General features: G+C 58.7%; 12 protein-coding genes. 5 read left to right on the top strand and 7 right to left on the bottom strand.

The window, feature by feature from the left end; genetic code table 11:
* Positions 1-76 precede the first annotated feature (76 nt).
* From FBZ99_RS33150 to FBZ99_RS17785, 5 genes are all read left to right on the top strand, one after another.
* Positions 77-238 (top strand): hypothetical protein, encoded by a 162-nt coding sequence (locus tag FBZ99_RS33150; protein WP_186450319.1) that lies wholly within the window; start codon positions 77-79, stop codon positions 236-238.
* 267 nt (positions 239-505) lie between these two features.
* On the top strand, positions 506-1,120 hold the full coding sequence (locus FBZ99_RS17800) for a hypothetical protein (protein WP_113351156.1): 615 nt from the start codon (positions 506-508) through the stop codon (positions 1,118-1,120).
* Positions 1,121-1,404: 284 nt separating this feature from the next.
* The gene (locus FBZ99_RS17795; RefSeq protein WP_113351155.1) at positions 1,405-2,904 is read left to right on the top strand and encodes an efflux transporter outer membrane subunit; all 1,500 of its coding nucleotides are present in this window, start codon (positions 1,405-1,407) and stop codon (positions 2,902-2,904) included.
* Positions 2,905-2,908: 4 nt separating this feature from the next.
* The gene (locus FBZ99_RS17790; RefSeq protein WP_442966486.1) at positions 2,909-4,228 is read left to right on the top strand and encodes an efflux RND transporter periplasmic adaptor subunit; all 1,320 of its coding nucleotides are present in this window, start codon (positions 2,909-2,911) and stop codon (positions 4,226-4,228) included.
* Between the two features lie 3 nt (positions 4,229-4,231).
* Positions 4,232-6,187, top strand: coding sequence for a MacB family efflux pump subunit (locus tag FBZ99_RS17785; RefSeq protein ID WP_113332670.1), 1,956 nt, complete (start codon positions 4,232-4,234; stop codon positions 6,185-6,187).
* 499 nt (positions 6,188-6,686) lie between these two features.
* Here the strand turns inward: FBZ99_RS17785 and FBZ99_RS17780 are convergent, their stop codons facing one another.
* The 7 genes from FBZ99_RS17780 to FBZ99_RS17750 all read right to left on the bottom strand — a co-directional run bounded on the left by FBZ99_RS17780 (position 6,687) and on the right by FBZ99_RS17750 (position 14,503).
* Positions 6,687-7,952 (bottom strand): ATP-binding protein, encoded by a 1,266-nt coding sequence (locus tag FBZ99_RS17780; RefSeq protein ID WP_113351153.1) that lies wholly within the window; start codon positions 7,950-7,952, stop codon positions 6,687-6,689.
* Positions 7,949-8,680: a response regulator gene (locus tag FBZ99_RS17775; RefSeq protein WP_113351201.1), complete on the bottom strand. Its 732-nt coding sequence runs from the start codon at positions 8,678-8,680 to the stop codon at positions 7,949-7,951. The genes FBZ99_RS17780 and FBZ99_RS17775 overlap by 4 nt, the downstream gene beginning before the upstream one ends.
* Positions 8,681-8,918: 238 nt before the next feature.
* Positions 8,919-9,974, bottom strand: coding sequence for a hypothetical protein (locus FBZ99_RS17770; RefSeq protein WP_113332672.1), 1,056 nt, complete (start codon positions 9,972-9,974; stop codon positions 8,919-8,921).
* An 18-nt stretch (positions 9,975-9,992) separates the two neighbouring features.
* On the bottom strand, positions 9,993-11,324 hold the full coding sequence (locus FBZ99_RS17765) for a glycosyltransferase family 4 protein (RefSeq protein WP_113351152.1): 1,332 nt from the start codon (positions 11,322-11,324) through the stop codon (positions 9,993-9,995).
* 34 nt (positions 11,325-11,358) lie between these two features.
* Complete coding sequence (locus FBZ99_RS17760) at positions 11,359-12,222, bottom strand: FkbM family methyltransferase (RefSeq protein ID WP_246661131.1); 864 nt, start codon at positions 12,220-12,222, stop codon at positions 11,359-11,361.
* A gap of 121 nt (positions 12,223-12,343) precedes the next feature.
* On the bottom strand, positions 12,344-13,516 hold the full coding sequence (locus FBZ99_RS17755) for a polysaccharide biosynthesis/export family protein (RefSeq protein WP_113351150.1): 1,173 nt from the start codon (positions 13,514-13,516) through the stop codon (positions 12,344-12,346).
* A 57-nt stretch (positions 13,517-13,573) separates the two neighbouring features.
* On the bottom strand, positions 13,574-14,503 hold the full coding sequence (locus FBZ99_RS17750; protein WP_229002144.1) for a helix-turn-helix transcriptional regulator: 930 nt from the start codon (positions 14,501-14,503) through the stop codon (positions 13,574-13,576).
* Positions 14,504-14,970 lie beyond the last annotated feature (467 nt).

The following is a 14,970-nucleotide window of genomic DNA, read 5'->3' as shown; positions in this document are numbered from 1 at the left end:
TGACAGCGCCGACATGATGATCAGGGCTCTTATGATCCCGCCCTGGCAAGGGGATCGATCAGGAAAGGATCATGAGATGAAGAGAACCACATGTGCCGCTTGCGATTGCGAACTCGGCACCGAGACCATCAAGGTCAATCTCGGCGGCAAATCGGTGGAAGTGTGCTGCGAGGAATGTGCGGCCGCGTTGAAGGAGGCGGAGCAATCGACATCTGCTGCTTCCGGAAGCAAGGAATAGCGAACACTGTGGAGAGAGCCGTCGCCAAGCGACAGCTCTCTCTATCTGCGACCTGCGATCGATCCCGAATGTCGCTTGCTGTTACAATGGAAGTCGAACTTTAAGGCGACAATAGAGGAAATTGTAATGAAGCATTGCTGCCAGGCCATCAGCAAACTTCGTTCGCAATATTCCCCTTGCGGGAAAAGTTAGGAAACATATCGACGTATTGCATTCATAAGGTCGCATTAGCTTTTGCTGCAGTTACTCGTAGCGAAGGCATTGATTATGAACAAACGACTTATCGTCGCGGCTTTATTGGTAACGGCAATTGGCGGTGCAACCGTTTCAGCTTATGCAGCCGGTGCAGAAATCGAATCCCAGCAGCAAAAGCCTGCAGGCGCAGAGACCGCGCAACCGGGTCCGGTCGGCCCGCCATCGGACGGCTGGTATTTCCAGGACCGTCATCCCGAAGGGCCTATGATGGCCGCTGGCGGGGGTATGCCCATGCCCCCGGGGCCTCCGCATAGACCGAACCCGGCCCTGATGATCGCGGAAAAATTGTCAGCGCTCGAAACCTTGATCGGCGTCCGCAGTAACCAGCTCGACGCCTGGCGGGATTATACCAGCGCCCTGATCGATCTCCTGACTCCCGCAAAGAACGAGCTGCCGGACCTGCCGGCGCCCGACGACGATGCCGCGTCCCAGGCTGCTCATCAGAGCGACGGGCAAGCTCAACTTTTCGGAGAGCGCCTAGCCGATCGCGTACTGGATCGTGCCGCGAAGGCCAAGGCTCTCAAGGACAAGGCTGTGGCTCTGCGCAACATGTTGAACGCCGATCAGCTCACCAAACTGGCGGACGCGGAGCGCTCGCTCGTTCCCGGCCCGCATCCGTTCCACTGATCATCAATGGAGGGTCTTTCTGGGCGAAACCCTCCACCTCACCACGACAGACCATTTCCTCTCCGCTTCCAGCCAATCGAGATCCCCCCGGACGCCCCTGTTGGTTGGAAGGAGCGGCCCTTCGCCGGGCCGAATGGTCCGGGAACGCCCCGCCCGGCGCTCCCGGACCAATGGCGTGTGAGCACCGCCATTCCTTCTTCGCAGAGGAAAAGCGATGGTCTCCCTCACGCTCCACGTCTTCCTGGCCCCAATCGAGGCCAGTGCATTGCATCAACAAGCCAGGGATGGAAATCTTGCCGATATGTTTGCGCTCAAACACGGGACCGTCGAATATTGCCATTGCCGCCATATTCGTCGGAACATTGACAAGCTGTGTCGTAGGGCCGGATTATAAGACACCCGCCCTTGCCGTGCCGACGCATTGGGACAGCAAGGCCACAAGCAAGCCCTCGCAAACCCCGCAATTGTCGCAATGGTGGAAACAGCTCAAGGATCCGACCCTTGATGCGCTCATCGCGGAGGCGATCGCCAGCAATCTTGACGTTGCGACAGCCAAGGCAAAGATCCGTGAAGCGCGCGCCACCTATCGGGAGCAGAGGGGCGCATTGCTGCCAACGGCATCGGCAACGGCTTCCGCGGCACGCACACGCACGTCGGCTGCAGAAGGCGGCACGACAGATGCAACCTTTTCCACATTGTATGACGGGGGGTTCGACGCCAGCTGGGAGCTCGATCTCTTCGGCGGCAACAAGCGCGCCGCGGAAGCGGCGAAATACGGCGTCGATGCTGCGGATGAGCAGCTGCGCGACACCATGCTGACCCTGATCGGCGATGTCGCATCCTATTATGTCCAGGCGCGTGAATATCAAGCGCTACGCGATCTGGCCAAGCGCACCGCCGCATCGCAGCGCGAAAGTGCTGCTCTTACCCATGCAGAATATCAGGCAGGCAGCGCCACCGGCGTCGATACCGCCAAGGCTGACGCGCTCGCTAACAGCACGGAGGCTGATATCCCAACCTACGAAATCTCCTATTCGGAAGCTGTCCATCGCCTGGGTGTGCTGCTGGGCAAGCCTCCGGCCACGCTTGAGGACAGGCTCAAGGGCGGCGGTCCGATTCCGAGCCCGAAGATGAATGTCTCCGTCGGCATTCCCGCCAATATTCTGATTTCGCGGCCGGATGTTCGTCTGGCAGAACGGCAGCTTGCACAATATACCGCGAAGATCGGTCAGGCCGAAGCCAATCGTTATCCCTCGATCTCCCTGACCGGTGACATTTCATCGTCGGCAGCCAGTATCGGCGATCTTGCAAAGAAGTCCTCCATCGGATGGACATTCGGCCCGACTCTGACGGTACCGATCTTCCAGGGCGGACAGCTCAAGGCCGCCGTGGACGTCGCCAAGGCCGAACGGGATCAGTATTTTATCGCCTACCAATCGGCTGTTCTTTCGGCCATGGAGGATGTCGAGAATGCTATCGTATCGCTGACCCAGGAACGGCTGAAGTACGGCAAGCTCGTCTCCTCCAGCAGCTCCTACCGCCGGGCCTCGGACCTCTCGCATACGATGAACAAGGCCGGCGTTATCGACTTTCTCGACGTGCTGGATGCCGAACGCTCGCTCTATAGCGCTGAAGAAAACGTGATCCAGAGCAGAGCATCGATCGCTACCGACTATATTGCACTCAACAAGGCGCTGGGTGGAGGTTGGGACGGACAGGTCGATGTCTCCACGCCTGTCGTCGTTGACGCCGATACGGGTCCCCATCTGGCCAAGGTCAAATAATCTCATGCTGAACACCCTGGAACATAAGACACCGCCGACCGTCAACCCGAAACGGGCCAAGGACGCAAGCCCTCTTCCCGCCAGAGCGCTGCCAAAGCGGAGCATCAGACCGCGGCACATGCTCTATGCGGGTCTCCTTGCCCTTGCCGTAATCGGCCTCCTTTCTTTCCGATACGGCTATTTCGGCAGGCAGACGACATCGGCCATCACGGCGCCGGTGATGCGGGGCAATGTCGAGGAAGCCGTGCTCGCATCCGGCACCTTCAGGCCGATCAAGCTGGTTGCGGTCGGTGCGCAGGTCTCCGGTCGGATCACGGCACTTCATGTCAAGCTTGGCGATACCGTCAAGAAGGACAGCCTTGTTGCCGAAATCGACTCGACCACACAGAGCAACGACCTGAAGACCGCTCAAGCCTCCCTCGCGAACGTTAGGGCACAGCGTCAGGAAAGCGAGGCCGATCTTGAAAACGCACAGACGACGCTCGTTCGCCAGCAGACGATATTCCGCAACCAGGCAGGCTCCAAGGCGGACCTCGACAGTGCGGAAGCGAACGTCAAGAAGATTACCGCCCAAATTGCAGCTCTCGACGCGCAAATCACATCCGCTGAAGTCGCGGTGGAAACCGCGCGCGCGAATCTTTCCTACACGCACATCACGGCGCCGATGGACGGCACGGTGCTCGCCATCGTCAACCAGCAGGGCCAGACGGTGAACGCGGCGCAATCGGCGCCGACGATCGTCATCCTCGGACAAGTCGATACGATGATCGTTCGCACCGAGATCTCCGAAGCCGATGTCGTCAAGGTCAAGGTGGGGCAACCGATCTATTTCACCATCCTTGGCGATCCGAATACCCGGTATGAGGCCACATTGCAGTCGATCGAGCCGGCACCTGAATCGATCACCAGCGACAGCAGCATTACCTCGTCCTCGACCACAGCGTCATCAAGCAGCAGCACGACATCGTCATCCTCCACCTCGGCGATCTACTACAACGGTGTGTTTGCAGTGCCGAACCCCGATAATTACTTTCGCACCTACATGTCGGCGGAGGTTCACATTGTTCTCGGAGAGGCCAAGAATGTGCTCACCATCCCTTCCTCCGCATTGGGCGCCAAATCCGCCGAGGGATCCCGCGCTGTTCAGGTCTTGAGCGACAACGGCAAGAGGATCCGCCGCAACGTCATGGTCGGTCTCAACGACAACGTCTCCGCCGAAATCCTCTCTGGTCTCTCCGAAGGAGAGAATGTCGTGGTCGGCGAGGCAAGCACGGCGATCACGAAGAACAACAGTGGCGGCCCTCCCCCTCCAATGGGGTTCTGACCCATGCCTTCTCCGATTATCGAACTGAAGCGCGTGCGTCGCGAATATCAATCCGGGGACCGCACGATCGCAGTCTTGCAGGATGTTGATCTTGTTATCGCCGAAGGCGAAATGGTCGCGATCGTCGGGCCTTCCGGTTCGGGGAAATCCACGCTGATGAACATCATCGGTCTATTGGACCGCCCGACCTCCGGCACGTATGCGATCGCCGGCGAAGAGACGCATCGCCTAGACAGCGATGCGCTATCCAAACTGCGCAGAGAGCATTTCGGCTTCATCTTTCAACGCTATCATCTGCTTTCCGAGCTGACGGCGATCGGCAATGTCGAGGTACCGGCCATCTATGCCGGGCAGTCAGGTGAAACAAGACGAGCGCGCGCGGCAGCGCTTCTTGAGCGGCTCGGCATGAGTGAACGAAACAGCCATCGCCCGGGCCAGCTTTCGGGCGGCCAGCAGCAGCGAGTTTCGATCGCGCGCGCCCTGATGAATAACGGCAACGTCATTCTTGCCGACGAGCCCACGGGCGCCCTTGACCGGCAGAGCGGCGAGGAAGTTCTGCGTATTCTTGACGAGCTCCATGGCGAGGGCCACACGGTCGTCATCGTCACCCACGACATGAATGTCGCCGCGCGTGCCGATCGCATCATCGAGATCTCCGACGGACGGATTGTTGCCGATCGACGTGCAGACTGCAAAGCTCCAGCATTGCGAGCCTCCGCTACCGCGGCCGGCTTCGGCAAATCCAGCTGGCGGGAGATGGCCGGCCGGCTGACGGAAGCCTTCCGAATGGCGGTCCTTGCACTCAAGGCCCATCGGCTGCGCACGTTCCTGACCATGCTCGGCATTATCATCGGCATAGCCTCGGTCGTCAGCGTCGTCGCGCTCGGCGAGGGATCGCAGCGAAAGGTTCTGGAAAATATCAATAGCCTCGGCACCAACACGCTGGAAATCTTTCCCGGCAAGAGCTTCGGCGATACGCGCTCCGGCCGCATCAAGACCCTGGTGGTCGCCGACGCCGATGCTTTGGCGAAATTGACCTATGTCGCGGCTGTTACACCGACCGTCTCGACCAGCAGCACCGTGCGATTCGGCTCGATGGAGGCGAACGCCCTCATCAATGGTGTGGGAGACGCGTATTTTTCCGTGAAGGGATCGAAACTTATCATGGGCAGATTCTTCGACGCGGACAGCGTGAAACGCTTGTCGCAGGATGCGGTAATCGATCAGAACACGGCGGCGACCTTGTTCGCCGATCAGGGGCTCGATCCGCTTGGGCAAACCATTCTCGTCGGCAAGGTTCCCGCGCGCATCATCGGCATCATCGCCTCCCAGCAAGGCGGCTTCGGCTCAAGTGATAATCTTTCCGTCTATCTACCCTATACCGGTGTCCAAGCCCGCCTGTTGGGCGATATGTCGCTGCGCAGCGTCACGGTACGAGTCGCCGACAATACCGAAAGTGTTGCCGCGGAGGCGGCCGTCTCCCAGTTTCTGGAGCTCCGCCATGGCACCAAGGATTTCTTTATCCTCAATACCGACGATATTCGTCAGACCATTACCAGCACGACCCGGACGATGACCCTGCTCGTCTCGGCGATCGCCGTCATATCGCTGCTGGTCGGAGGTATCGGTGTCATGAACATCATGCTCGTCTCGGTGTCGGAACGTATCGCCGAGATCGGCGTGCGTATGGCAGTCGGCGCGAGACGTCACGACATTCTCCAGCAGTTCCTGATCGAAGCCATCCTCGTATGTCTGCTGGGCGGTGCTTTCGGCATCGCGACGGCGCTTGGCTTTGGTTTTGCTTTCAACTATTTCGGCTCGAACTTCACGCTCGTCTATTCCGCAAGTTCGATCATTCTGGCCTTCGCATGCTCCTGCGCGATCGGCCTGACCTTCGGCTACCTGCCAGCCCGCAACGCATCATTGCTGGACCCTGTCGCGGCATTATCAAGAGACTGATATTTCGGGGAAAAAATCAACGGCGGAGCCGGAAAGCAATCCGGCTTCGCCATTCGTGTTGGGGGCGTCATGGCGAAGCCGGGTATGCGGGGCGACCAAAGCCTGCTCGAGCCAAGCTGCTGATCGACCACGATTTTACATCAGTTGCCGCCACTGACATTTCTGAATGTTGCTGAAACAAGGCATTTTGGCGAAATTTAATGTCTCGGCTTTTCCGCCGGCACGAACTATTTGGTAAGTTCTATAATCTTACTTTCAATATTGGTTTATGTAGAATTTTCGAGAGTTCTACGCAAGTAAAGCCTGTTTGATCGCACGGATATTCCGTCAGATGATCCCATCCCCGCAAGGGATGGCCAAGCCGCGATGCCACGATGACTTGAATCGCGTCGCTCGTGCTAGAGCGGTTCAGCTCTTCACGGAATCTCTGAACCGCTCTATCTCTTTGGTTCACGCAATTCCGGACGGAAAACCGCTTCGCACTTTTCCTGGAATTGCTCTAGCTTGCGACTTTGGCCCCGGCGCTCTTGAACGACACGACCTGCTCCAATCCACGCGGCTGACGGTTACGGACCGTGATTTCCCCCCCGAATCGGGTAACGATTTCACGCGCAATGGCCATGCCAAGGCCTGCTCCCGGAAAAGACCTTTGCCTTGCAATGTCGATCCGGAAGAAGGGTTCGAACACCTGATTGAGCCGATCCTCTGGAATACCAGGCCCGGTATCGACAATTCGCACAACGGCTCTATTGCCAAGATGCGTCACCGTCACCGTCGCCGACTGGCCGTGCGTTGCCGCATTGATGAGCAGATTCCGCAAGGCTCGGGTGACGGCGAGAGGGCCTGCGCTGATCGTTGCCTGCTCCAGTTCGCCGCTCGTGACGTTCATATCGATCGCTTTCAACTCGGTGACGATATCGCCAACGATCTTGTCGAGCCTGACCTGCTCCAGACTGTCCTTGGAAATTTCTTCCCGAACCAGCCCTATCGCGCTGTCGGCGATCCTGTCGAGCTCCTCGAGATCAGCAAACCACTTACGCCGCTCTTCATCATCCTGGATGAACTCGGCCCGCAGGCGCATCCGGGTCATCGGCGTCCGCAGATCGTGTCCGGCGGCGGCAACGAGCCGCATACGGCTTTCCGTGGCGGCCTTCACCCGTGCTGACAGGCCATTGAGGGCCTGCGCGGTCGCGCGGATTTCTCCCGGTCCGCTTTCCGCTATATGCGGCAGGGTACCGTCGGGATTGATCGCCGCCGCCGCCTCCTCCAGCAGACGCAGCGGCTTCATGATCTTCGAGGCGGCAAAGATGGAGACGAGCACGCTGCCGATGATGATAAGACCGAGCCATCCCACAAGGATTTTCCACCCGCCCGGCGGCGGGCCATGGTCCGGCATCGGCATGATCAGCCAGTTCCCGTCGGAAAGCTTCAGCGACGCGATCATCTCGCCCGTCGACTGGCGTACTATGACGGCCTCGCGCATGCCGGATATTCGAAGCAGGGCTTCCATTAGGAAGCGCGACAGCTCCTCGTCGCGTTGGCCTTCAGCGGGTCCGGAGGTAACGACCAATCCCGCCGATGCTGCGGTGGTTCTGTCTTTCTCTGCGAACGTGGCAAGAATGGAAAGCTGGTGGGCCATCCGTTCGATCGTCATGTCCGGCCGCGGTCCGCGCATGACAAGGCTTGCTACGAAAGACGAGGAAATGACGACCAGAACGATGGCGGTCATCAAAAGTAGCGCTAAGCGCGCGCCGAGCGACCTCATGAATCGCCTTTGATGGCCGTTACCGGAACGACGAGCTGATAGCCTCCATTGCGGATCGTCCTGAAGATGGGCTCTTCTACCGTTTCTCCAAGCTTGCGGCGCAACCGGCTCATCAGGACGTCGATGGAGCGATCGGCCGGATCGCGATCACGTCCCTGCGTCAGGTCGAGCAGCTGATCACGCGACAGGAGCCGGCCAGCACGTTCCAGGAATGCCTTCAGAAGGTCGAATTCGGCGCCCGTCAACGAAATCACCTCGCCGCTCTCTCTGCTGACCCGACGAAGCTGCGGATCAAGCATCATGTTCGCGAACTGATAGCGCCTCTGCTCGGGCTCCAATGAGGAATCCTCGTTCGTGCGGCGCAGGACCGCACGGATGCGCGCGGCCAGTTCGCGCGGATTGAACGGCTTGCCGAGGTAGTCGTCGGCGCCGATCTCGAGACCGAGAATGCGATCTATATCTTCTTTCAGGGCGGTCAGGAGAATGACCGGTACCCGAGGACGGCGATTTCGCAGATCGCGGCAAAGATCGAGGCCAGACCCATCGGGAAGCATGACATCCAGGACGAGGAGATCGGGATGACGTCGGTTGAGCGCATCGTTGCATCCGCGCAGATCGCTTGCCGTCGATACGCGGAAACCCTGCTCCTCGAGGTATCTGCTTAGGAGGGAGCGTATTTCGTGGTCGTCATCGACTATCAGAACATCGGGTGCGGCATTCACGTTCATAGGATTCATTCCGTTTTCTCAATTCTTATACAAACTATGGATTGCCTGAAAAGAAGGGTTTTGCGGCGCCAATACGGAAAAATCTGAACGAGAAACGTTCGTTTACAAAATTCCCGGTACTGGAAATATTGGGTAACAAAATAATGCGCGGAAAACGGAATCCGCTGCCGATGACGCGTCAACGCGTCGAAAGCCGTTGCTCACCCGCGGTCGTCAAAGCCAGTCCGCCACACGGCTGTCAAGCCGCCCGCAGCCATTCGACGCTCCAGGCGGAAAGCCGCCCTTCAATGGCACCGCTGTCCATCATCAGCCGAATTTCGATCGGCGTACGTGGGTCAACAATATTGACCGGCACCGCCGCCTCGAAAGAGCCAGTGCCTTCCGGGCAGACACGCAGCCTCCCTAGCAATTCGGCAGCATGTACCTCCAGGGTGAGGATCTGCCCCTGACAATCTTCGTCGACATCGAAGGCAAATTTCGCATTCCAGCGGCCTGGCGGCAAGTGAAGATAGGGGCCATAGATGAGGCACCGGGCTCCTCCGGTGAGGTCGACAAGATCGTCCAGTGCCTGCCCCAGGCTGTCGCCTGACAGAAATGTCTCTTGCGGCCAGAAAATCGTGGCGCGCGAGCTTTCCCGGCGGTCGAATTCCAGAGGGCGGAGAACCTTCCTTGCCGTCTCGCGCAGTGCCTCGCTAACCTCCGGGACAGCCTCCTGCGGCATCAGATATCCCGCGATCACCGCCGCCGCAGCCTCCTCCAGTTTCGGCGGCTCGGCATGCGACGGCTGTCCGGCAGGCGCCATTCCGACATGCAGCAGCGCATTCGCGATTTGCTCAAATTTGAGATCAGTACTGAAATGCCGGTCTATCGTCTTCAAAAGCAGATCTATGCTGCCCTTTTGACCGATGTCGTTGCGACGCAAGACCAGCCCTCCGGAAGCCCCCGCCAGGGGCTCGAGGCAGGCAAGGCTGGCCGAGACGGCCCTGACCAAGCCGATATCCCGCTGCTCGGTCGCTCGAGCCAGATATGAGACCGCGTCGAGCGGATCCTCAAGAAACAACAGAAACGGCACATTGACCCTGAGGATCAACTCCGAAAGCCTGGCTTCCGGAAATTGCGAGACGAGAACCGCATGCATGCCGGATCGCGCTACGACATGCTGCTTGAGGTCCTCCACCGTGTCGGTTGCGATGATCGCGTAATCGCCGAAGGCTTCGCGGGCCAGGGCATGCACCGCGGCAACACCCCACGAGGACATGACGCCCGGCATCCCGAATGCAAAGAGGATGGTCATGATCCGCTCTTTCTGCGGTTATCCGTTGAAGAGGCTGTCATAAAGCGCGCTCACCTTCTGTTGATATCGATCCGTGGAAAAACGGGCGGCCTGCCTGGGGCCGGACTTGGCAAAAGAGGCACACAGCCCGTCATCCTGATCCAGACTGACGATCGCCTTGCGCATCTCCTCCGTGTCATAAGGATCGACCAGCAGCGCGGCATCTCCGGCTATTTCGGGGATCGATCCCTCCGTAGAGCTCAGAACCGGCGTTCCAAGCTGCATGGATTCCAGCACCGGCAGGCCGAAGCCTTCGTAAAGCGACGGAAACAGCACCGCCCGCGCTCCCCTGATCAGGCTGATCAGCAAGGGATAGGATACGAAATCGAAGCGCTGGATCTGCCGTTGCGGCAAGATGCGGTCTTCCGCGCGAAGATAGAAGCGAAACCGGTCATCATCGATGAGCTGCCGCGTTTCCTCGCCTTTCCATCCCGGAGCACCGACGATGATAAGCGGCTTGGATGTCTTTGCGGCGAGATAGGCCTCGATCAGCCGTGAAATGTTCTTCTTCGGCTCGAAAGCGCCGAAGAAAAGGAAATAGCCCTTCCAATCGAGATGGAAGATGCCGGCGACTTCATCCGCAACCACATCGACCGGTTTCTCGCGAAGTCGCTCCGGCACGTGAACGGCCTGATAGGTATTGCTGACGCGTGCCTCATCGGCACCAAGAACCTTGATAATATCGGCCCGCGACGTTTCGGATACCGTCACGATATGATCCGCCCGCCGGACCAGGGAGCGCAGCATCTTGTAGTGATAGCGCTTGTCGTCCTCGGTCAGATAGGGCAGCCGCAAGGGAACCAGGTCATGGATCGTATAGATATTCAGCGCCTTCCTAACCGCGATCGGCATCGGATAGGTGCAATGGAGAAGATCCGGCCGAGCCTCGAACTTCATTGTGAGATTATTGCCGTAGCGCTTGAAATGATGGCGCGCGAGATGGAACAAGTCGCTGGAAGCATAGGCCAGGGCCGCATCGCCGAGTTGCGCCTGAAGAGATTTAAGAATAACCGTCCCGCCGAGTGGGATCGGAACCGGTCTCACACCGAAGGGCGCGGCAATGCGACGGCGCAGCCAATGCCGAGCTTCGGATAATGCTCCGCGCGGGCGGGCGCCGGATGCATCAAAGAGAACAACCTCCCGCAATACCGGGTCTTTCGGAACCCTCCCCGGAATTCCGTAGACAACCCCGGTCTGATAACCAAGCGAACGCGAAGCCGAGAGCAGGCTGCGGGTATAGGTCGCAACACCTGTGCCCTTTTGCAGAGAAAGATTGAGGCCGTCGTAAAGGATCGTCTGGCTCACTCCCATCTCTCCTTCAGCATCTGGAAATCCCTCGTCACTCTCAAGCCGGCTTGTCACGCGACAGGACGAGCAGCGAATCGTCGGCCCCGTATTTCGAAAGCAGGTCTTCGCTGGTGATGGGAACCGCCTCGCCGCTGAAATCGAGGCGCCGCATTGCTCCGTAGATGCCGGCTAGCCGTTCGAGAAAACCGGATGCGTCGGCATAGCGGGCAGGATTGAATTCGACCACGAGCATCGGCTTATGGCGGGCAATGGTCTCGGCCATTCCTTCGAGTATGACCTCCTCCGCCCCCTCCGCGTCGATCTTGATGAAGTCGACACGCGAGCAGGAGGCGCTCATCTCGTCGAGGGTCGTCAAGGGGACCTTGATGACGACACCGTCCTGTGCGCGAGGTTGAAACAACTCCGAAACGATCAGCGCATTCTTCGGCTCGTTATGGGGTACATATAAGGAGGCTTCATCCGATATCGTTGCACCAAGCGCTGATGTTTCGATCCGCGTCCGTCCGAGCAGCCCGTTGAGCTCGACGCTGCGACGCAGGAAATCGGCGGCATGGGGATTGGGCTCGACGGCGATCAATTCGCCCCTTGTGCCGACGAGCTCGGCAAGCAGAAGGGAGTAGTAGCCAAAATTCGCACCGACATCGATCGCTGTCATACCGCGCTTGACGTTGCGCGCGCAGAACAATGTCAGCCAGATCTCCCAAAAACCGTCCAGAAGAACATGGGATCCGAAACCTCTGTCTCGGGTGTCTACATAAAGCTTGTAGCGGCCAAGCACGCGCACCAAAGCCGTGTGGTTTCCGAGGTAGGCGCTGTTCACGCGCTGCAAGATGGCCGTTTCGGCCTGATGGCGATCGAACGCCATCAATTCATGAAGATGTAGCAGTGCCGAAGAACTCATTGTACCTCTCTCGTTCCTGCATGCCCGTAACGCATTCCGCAGGCCGGGCAACATCAGGAAACTCCCTCGAATCCAGCGAGCTTAACCGCCTCCGGCCTGTCCCCGCCCTGCTCAGTCGTCTTCAGTTTGCTGCCGACGCGGATATCCCGACCGATGCTGCCGATAGAGCCGTTCCGGTAACCCCCTGGAAGAGGCCCATGAACTTCTGGATATCGATCGACGAGGCATTGGAGATATAAATTATATCTCGCGGCTGAACCTCGAAGTTCTGCATCGCAAGCAGCGTCGAGCCGTTTTTTAGGTTGAACCGATATACGATCGGGACAGGTCCACCACGGCGCAGCAACGGATTGCTCGGTGCAACGATGCGGCGGGCAACCTCAAGCGCCTCGTAGCGGAAGAGGAAGACGCCTGACGCGTCGGCGCGGGTATCCTGCAAGCCTCCCGCACGCGCAACGGCATTCGCCATGGTCAAATGCTGAACGCTGAAGGGGACTTCGCCATTCTGACCTGATGCGCCAAGAATCGTGTAAGTAGTCGGCTCGCGCACGACAGTGACGACGTCTTCGGGCCGCAATCTCACGTTTTCGCGCGGATTTTGAACAATCGCGGTAAAAGGCAGATGCATTGTTCGCCCGCCACGCGTCAGGTAGACGACGCTGTCGTTGACGCCGGCGCGCAGTCCTCCCGCGGCGGCAATAGCATCGAGTACTCGGCTGCCGGCGGGCGAAAGCGCGACGCGCGCACCGCCGGCCACCTCGCCTGTAACCGTGACTGTGTTCGACGAGCTTTGCTGGACGGTCACCAACGCCTGTGGCTGCACCGCCTTGCCCATCAGGCCGGAAACCACCGCCTTTTCGACCGAAGCCGGAGTGCGGCCAGCAGCCGTGATCCGGCCCACATAGGGAATACTGATTGTGCCATCGCTGTTGATGGTTTGCGGCGGGATCGTCACTGAACTACCCGTCGCCTGTTGCTGCCCCGAAGCGCTCGAAGCCATCCCGAACAAGCTCCCCGGAGGCGCTTCCCAAAGGCTGACGGAAACGACATCACCAACCGCGATCCTGAGGCCGGGATCGCGTGCGCCCTCACCGAAATATGCCGCGAAGCTGGCTACCGGTCGAGCGACGCTCTTGACCATCGCCGTCGACGTCACATCAACAACCGCGAATGGTGGCATAGCGCGCGCGGCCGCTTCCTCCAATATGCGGGAGGCCTTGGGGCCGGCCTCCGGTAGTCCACAGCCCGTAAGAACGCAGGCGAGAACGCACAATAATCCGAACTTCAACGGCATCGACGATCCTGAATGGCATGGAGGCAGTTTTGGCGAGGTATTCTCGCGCGAGGCAGGCTAGGCCGTTCCGGCATCGTCGCTGCGCTCCCGGGTAAAACGAAGGATCGACGAAGGACTGGAGCCATAAGCGTGCTTGTAGAGCACGGAGAATCGCCCGGGATTGGAGAATTGCAGGCTCATGGCGAGATCGGTGATGCTTTCGGCCTGACCACCCTTGATGGCGCCATGCGCCGCAGCCAGCCGGTAGTTGCAGAGGATTCCCATGGGCGTATCGCCACGGTAGGTCTTGAACATGCGTTGCAGCGCTCGCGGGCTGCAGCTCGCGGCGTTCGCGAGATCCTCCAGCATGATGGCGTTGTGCAGATTGTCGCGCATGAACGCCTCCGCCCTCAGGAGCTGCCGTGGCGCGTTTTCAAGCGTGCCGCGATTGAAGGCATCGGACAGATTGTGCGGCAGCTTGGCAAACAGCTTGACCAGCAGGAGTTCGCTGTAAGCCTTGGCGAGCATCATCCGTTCGGTCTGGCGAGCGGTCGTCAAATCCTTCTCGGCCTGGCGCAGCGTTTGATAGAGCCCTTGCGCGCCGCCTTGACGGAAGCTCACCGGTGCCAGCGCAAATTCCTGCACATAGGGCTTGCCGGTCAGCTCCTCGAAATGCTGGCGGATTACGGATTCCGGGATCTGAAACAGCAGCCAGGAGCTGCGCGGCTTAATCTCCAGCCGCTTGCCCGCCCGATCGCTGATGCTGGCGACATAATTGGCAGGAATGCGCAAGGACTTGCGCATCCGCCGGTGATTGATCTCTATTTCCCCCGCGAGAACAAATACGATGCTGACGCGCGGCAAGTCCTGCTTCGCGGTTCCCTCGAGGCCGGCCGAATGCTCGGCGCTTATGATCGAGGCCGACTGAAGCGGTTGCTTGCTGAATTTGAAGGAATAATCGCCTGAGGTTTCCGAAGGAACCGCCCATTTCCAGTTTGGTTCAAGCATGTCAAGGTTGCGAATGATTGCATCCCGGGAATACACCTCGAAAGTGCCAACGCATTGCTCGACAACTCTTTCCAACATCGCCATCCGCTAATCCTACTCAAAATCTCAGGTTGCATATTAGCCATCGCTAACACGTGATTTCTATCTAGGCTACTTTTTTCTAGCGTTCGTTTTGACGACTCCATTCCTTTGCTCTCGCGCCCACTTCGAGAAGCAAGACCATTCATCGCAAGTTGCATTAATTATAATTAAATTAGCACGATGAATTTTAGCGCGACAGTACAGATAGTGACGATGTTATACAGATTCCTACCTCTTCGTAGCGCGGCCACAGGTTGAAAATCCCGAGCGACGATATCGGACAAAATAATCGCTCTCGGCAAATATATTCGACATGTCTACGGGCACAGGTTGCAGAAGTAGTTACTAATTTACCTCGATCGAATTGTCGGAGGTTTGTTGCGTGC

The organism is Rhizobium sp. ERR 1071, assembly GCF_007828675.1.
Classification (GTDB): Bacteria; Pseudomonadota; Alphaproteobacteria; order Rhizobiales; family Rhizobiaceae; genus Rhizobium; species Rhizobium dioscoreae.
This window is presented reverse-complemented; position numbering and strand designations above follow the sequence as displayed.

Excerpts from the sequence above, each read along its gene's own strand:
- FBZ99_RS33150 (WP_186450319.1), top strand. The coding sequence starts at position 77 with ATGAAGAGAACCACATGTGCCGCTTGCGATTGCGAACTCGGCACCGAG.
- FBZ99_RS17800 (WP_113351156.1), top strand. The coding sequence starts at position 506 with ATGAACAAACGACTTATCGTCGCGGCTTTATTGGTAACGGCAATTGGC.
- FBZ99_RS17795 (WP_113351155.1), top strand. The coding sequence starts at position 1,405 with ATGGAAATCTTGCCGATATGTTTGCGCTCAAACACGGGACCGTCGAAT.
- FBZ99_RS17790 (WP_442966486.1), top strand. The coding sequence starts at position 2,909 with ATGCTGAACACCCTGGAACATAAGACACCGCCGACCGTCAACCCGAAA.
- FBZ99_RS17785 (WP_113332670.1), top strand. The coding sequence starts at position 4,232 with ATGCCTTCTCCGATTATCGAACTGAAGCGCGTGCGTCGCGAATATCAA.
- FBZ99_RS17780 (WP_113351153.1), bottom strand. The coding sequence starts at position 7,952 with ATGAGGTCGCTCGGCGCGCGCTTAGCGCTACTTTTGATGACCGCCATC.
- FBZ99_RS17775 (WP_113351201.1), bottom strand. The coding sequence starts at position 8,680 with ATGAACGTGAATGCCGCACCCGATGTTCTGATAGTCGATGACGACCAC.
- FBZ99_RS17770 (WP_113332672.1), bottom strand. The coding sequence starts at position 9,974 with ATGACCATCCTCTTTGCATTCGGGATGCCGGGCGTCATGTCCTCGTGG.
- FBZ99_RS17765 (WP_113351152.1), bottom strand. The coding sequence starts at position 11,324 with ATGGGAGTGAGCCAGACGATCCTTTACGACGGCCTCAATCTTTCTCTG.
- FBZ99_RS17760 (WP_246661131.1), bottom strand. The coding sequence starts at position 12,222 with ATGAGTTCTTCGGCACTGCTACATCTTCATGAATTGATGGCGTTCGAT.
- FBZ99_RS17755 (WP_113351150.1), bottom strand. The coding sequence starts at position 13,516 with ATGCCGTTGAAGTTCGGATTATTGTGCGTTCTCGCCTGCGTTCTTACG.
- FBZ99_RS17750 (WP_229002144.1), bottom strand. The coding sequence starts at position 14,503 with ATGCTTGAACCAAACTGGAAATGGGCGGTTCCTTCGGAAACCTCAGGC.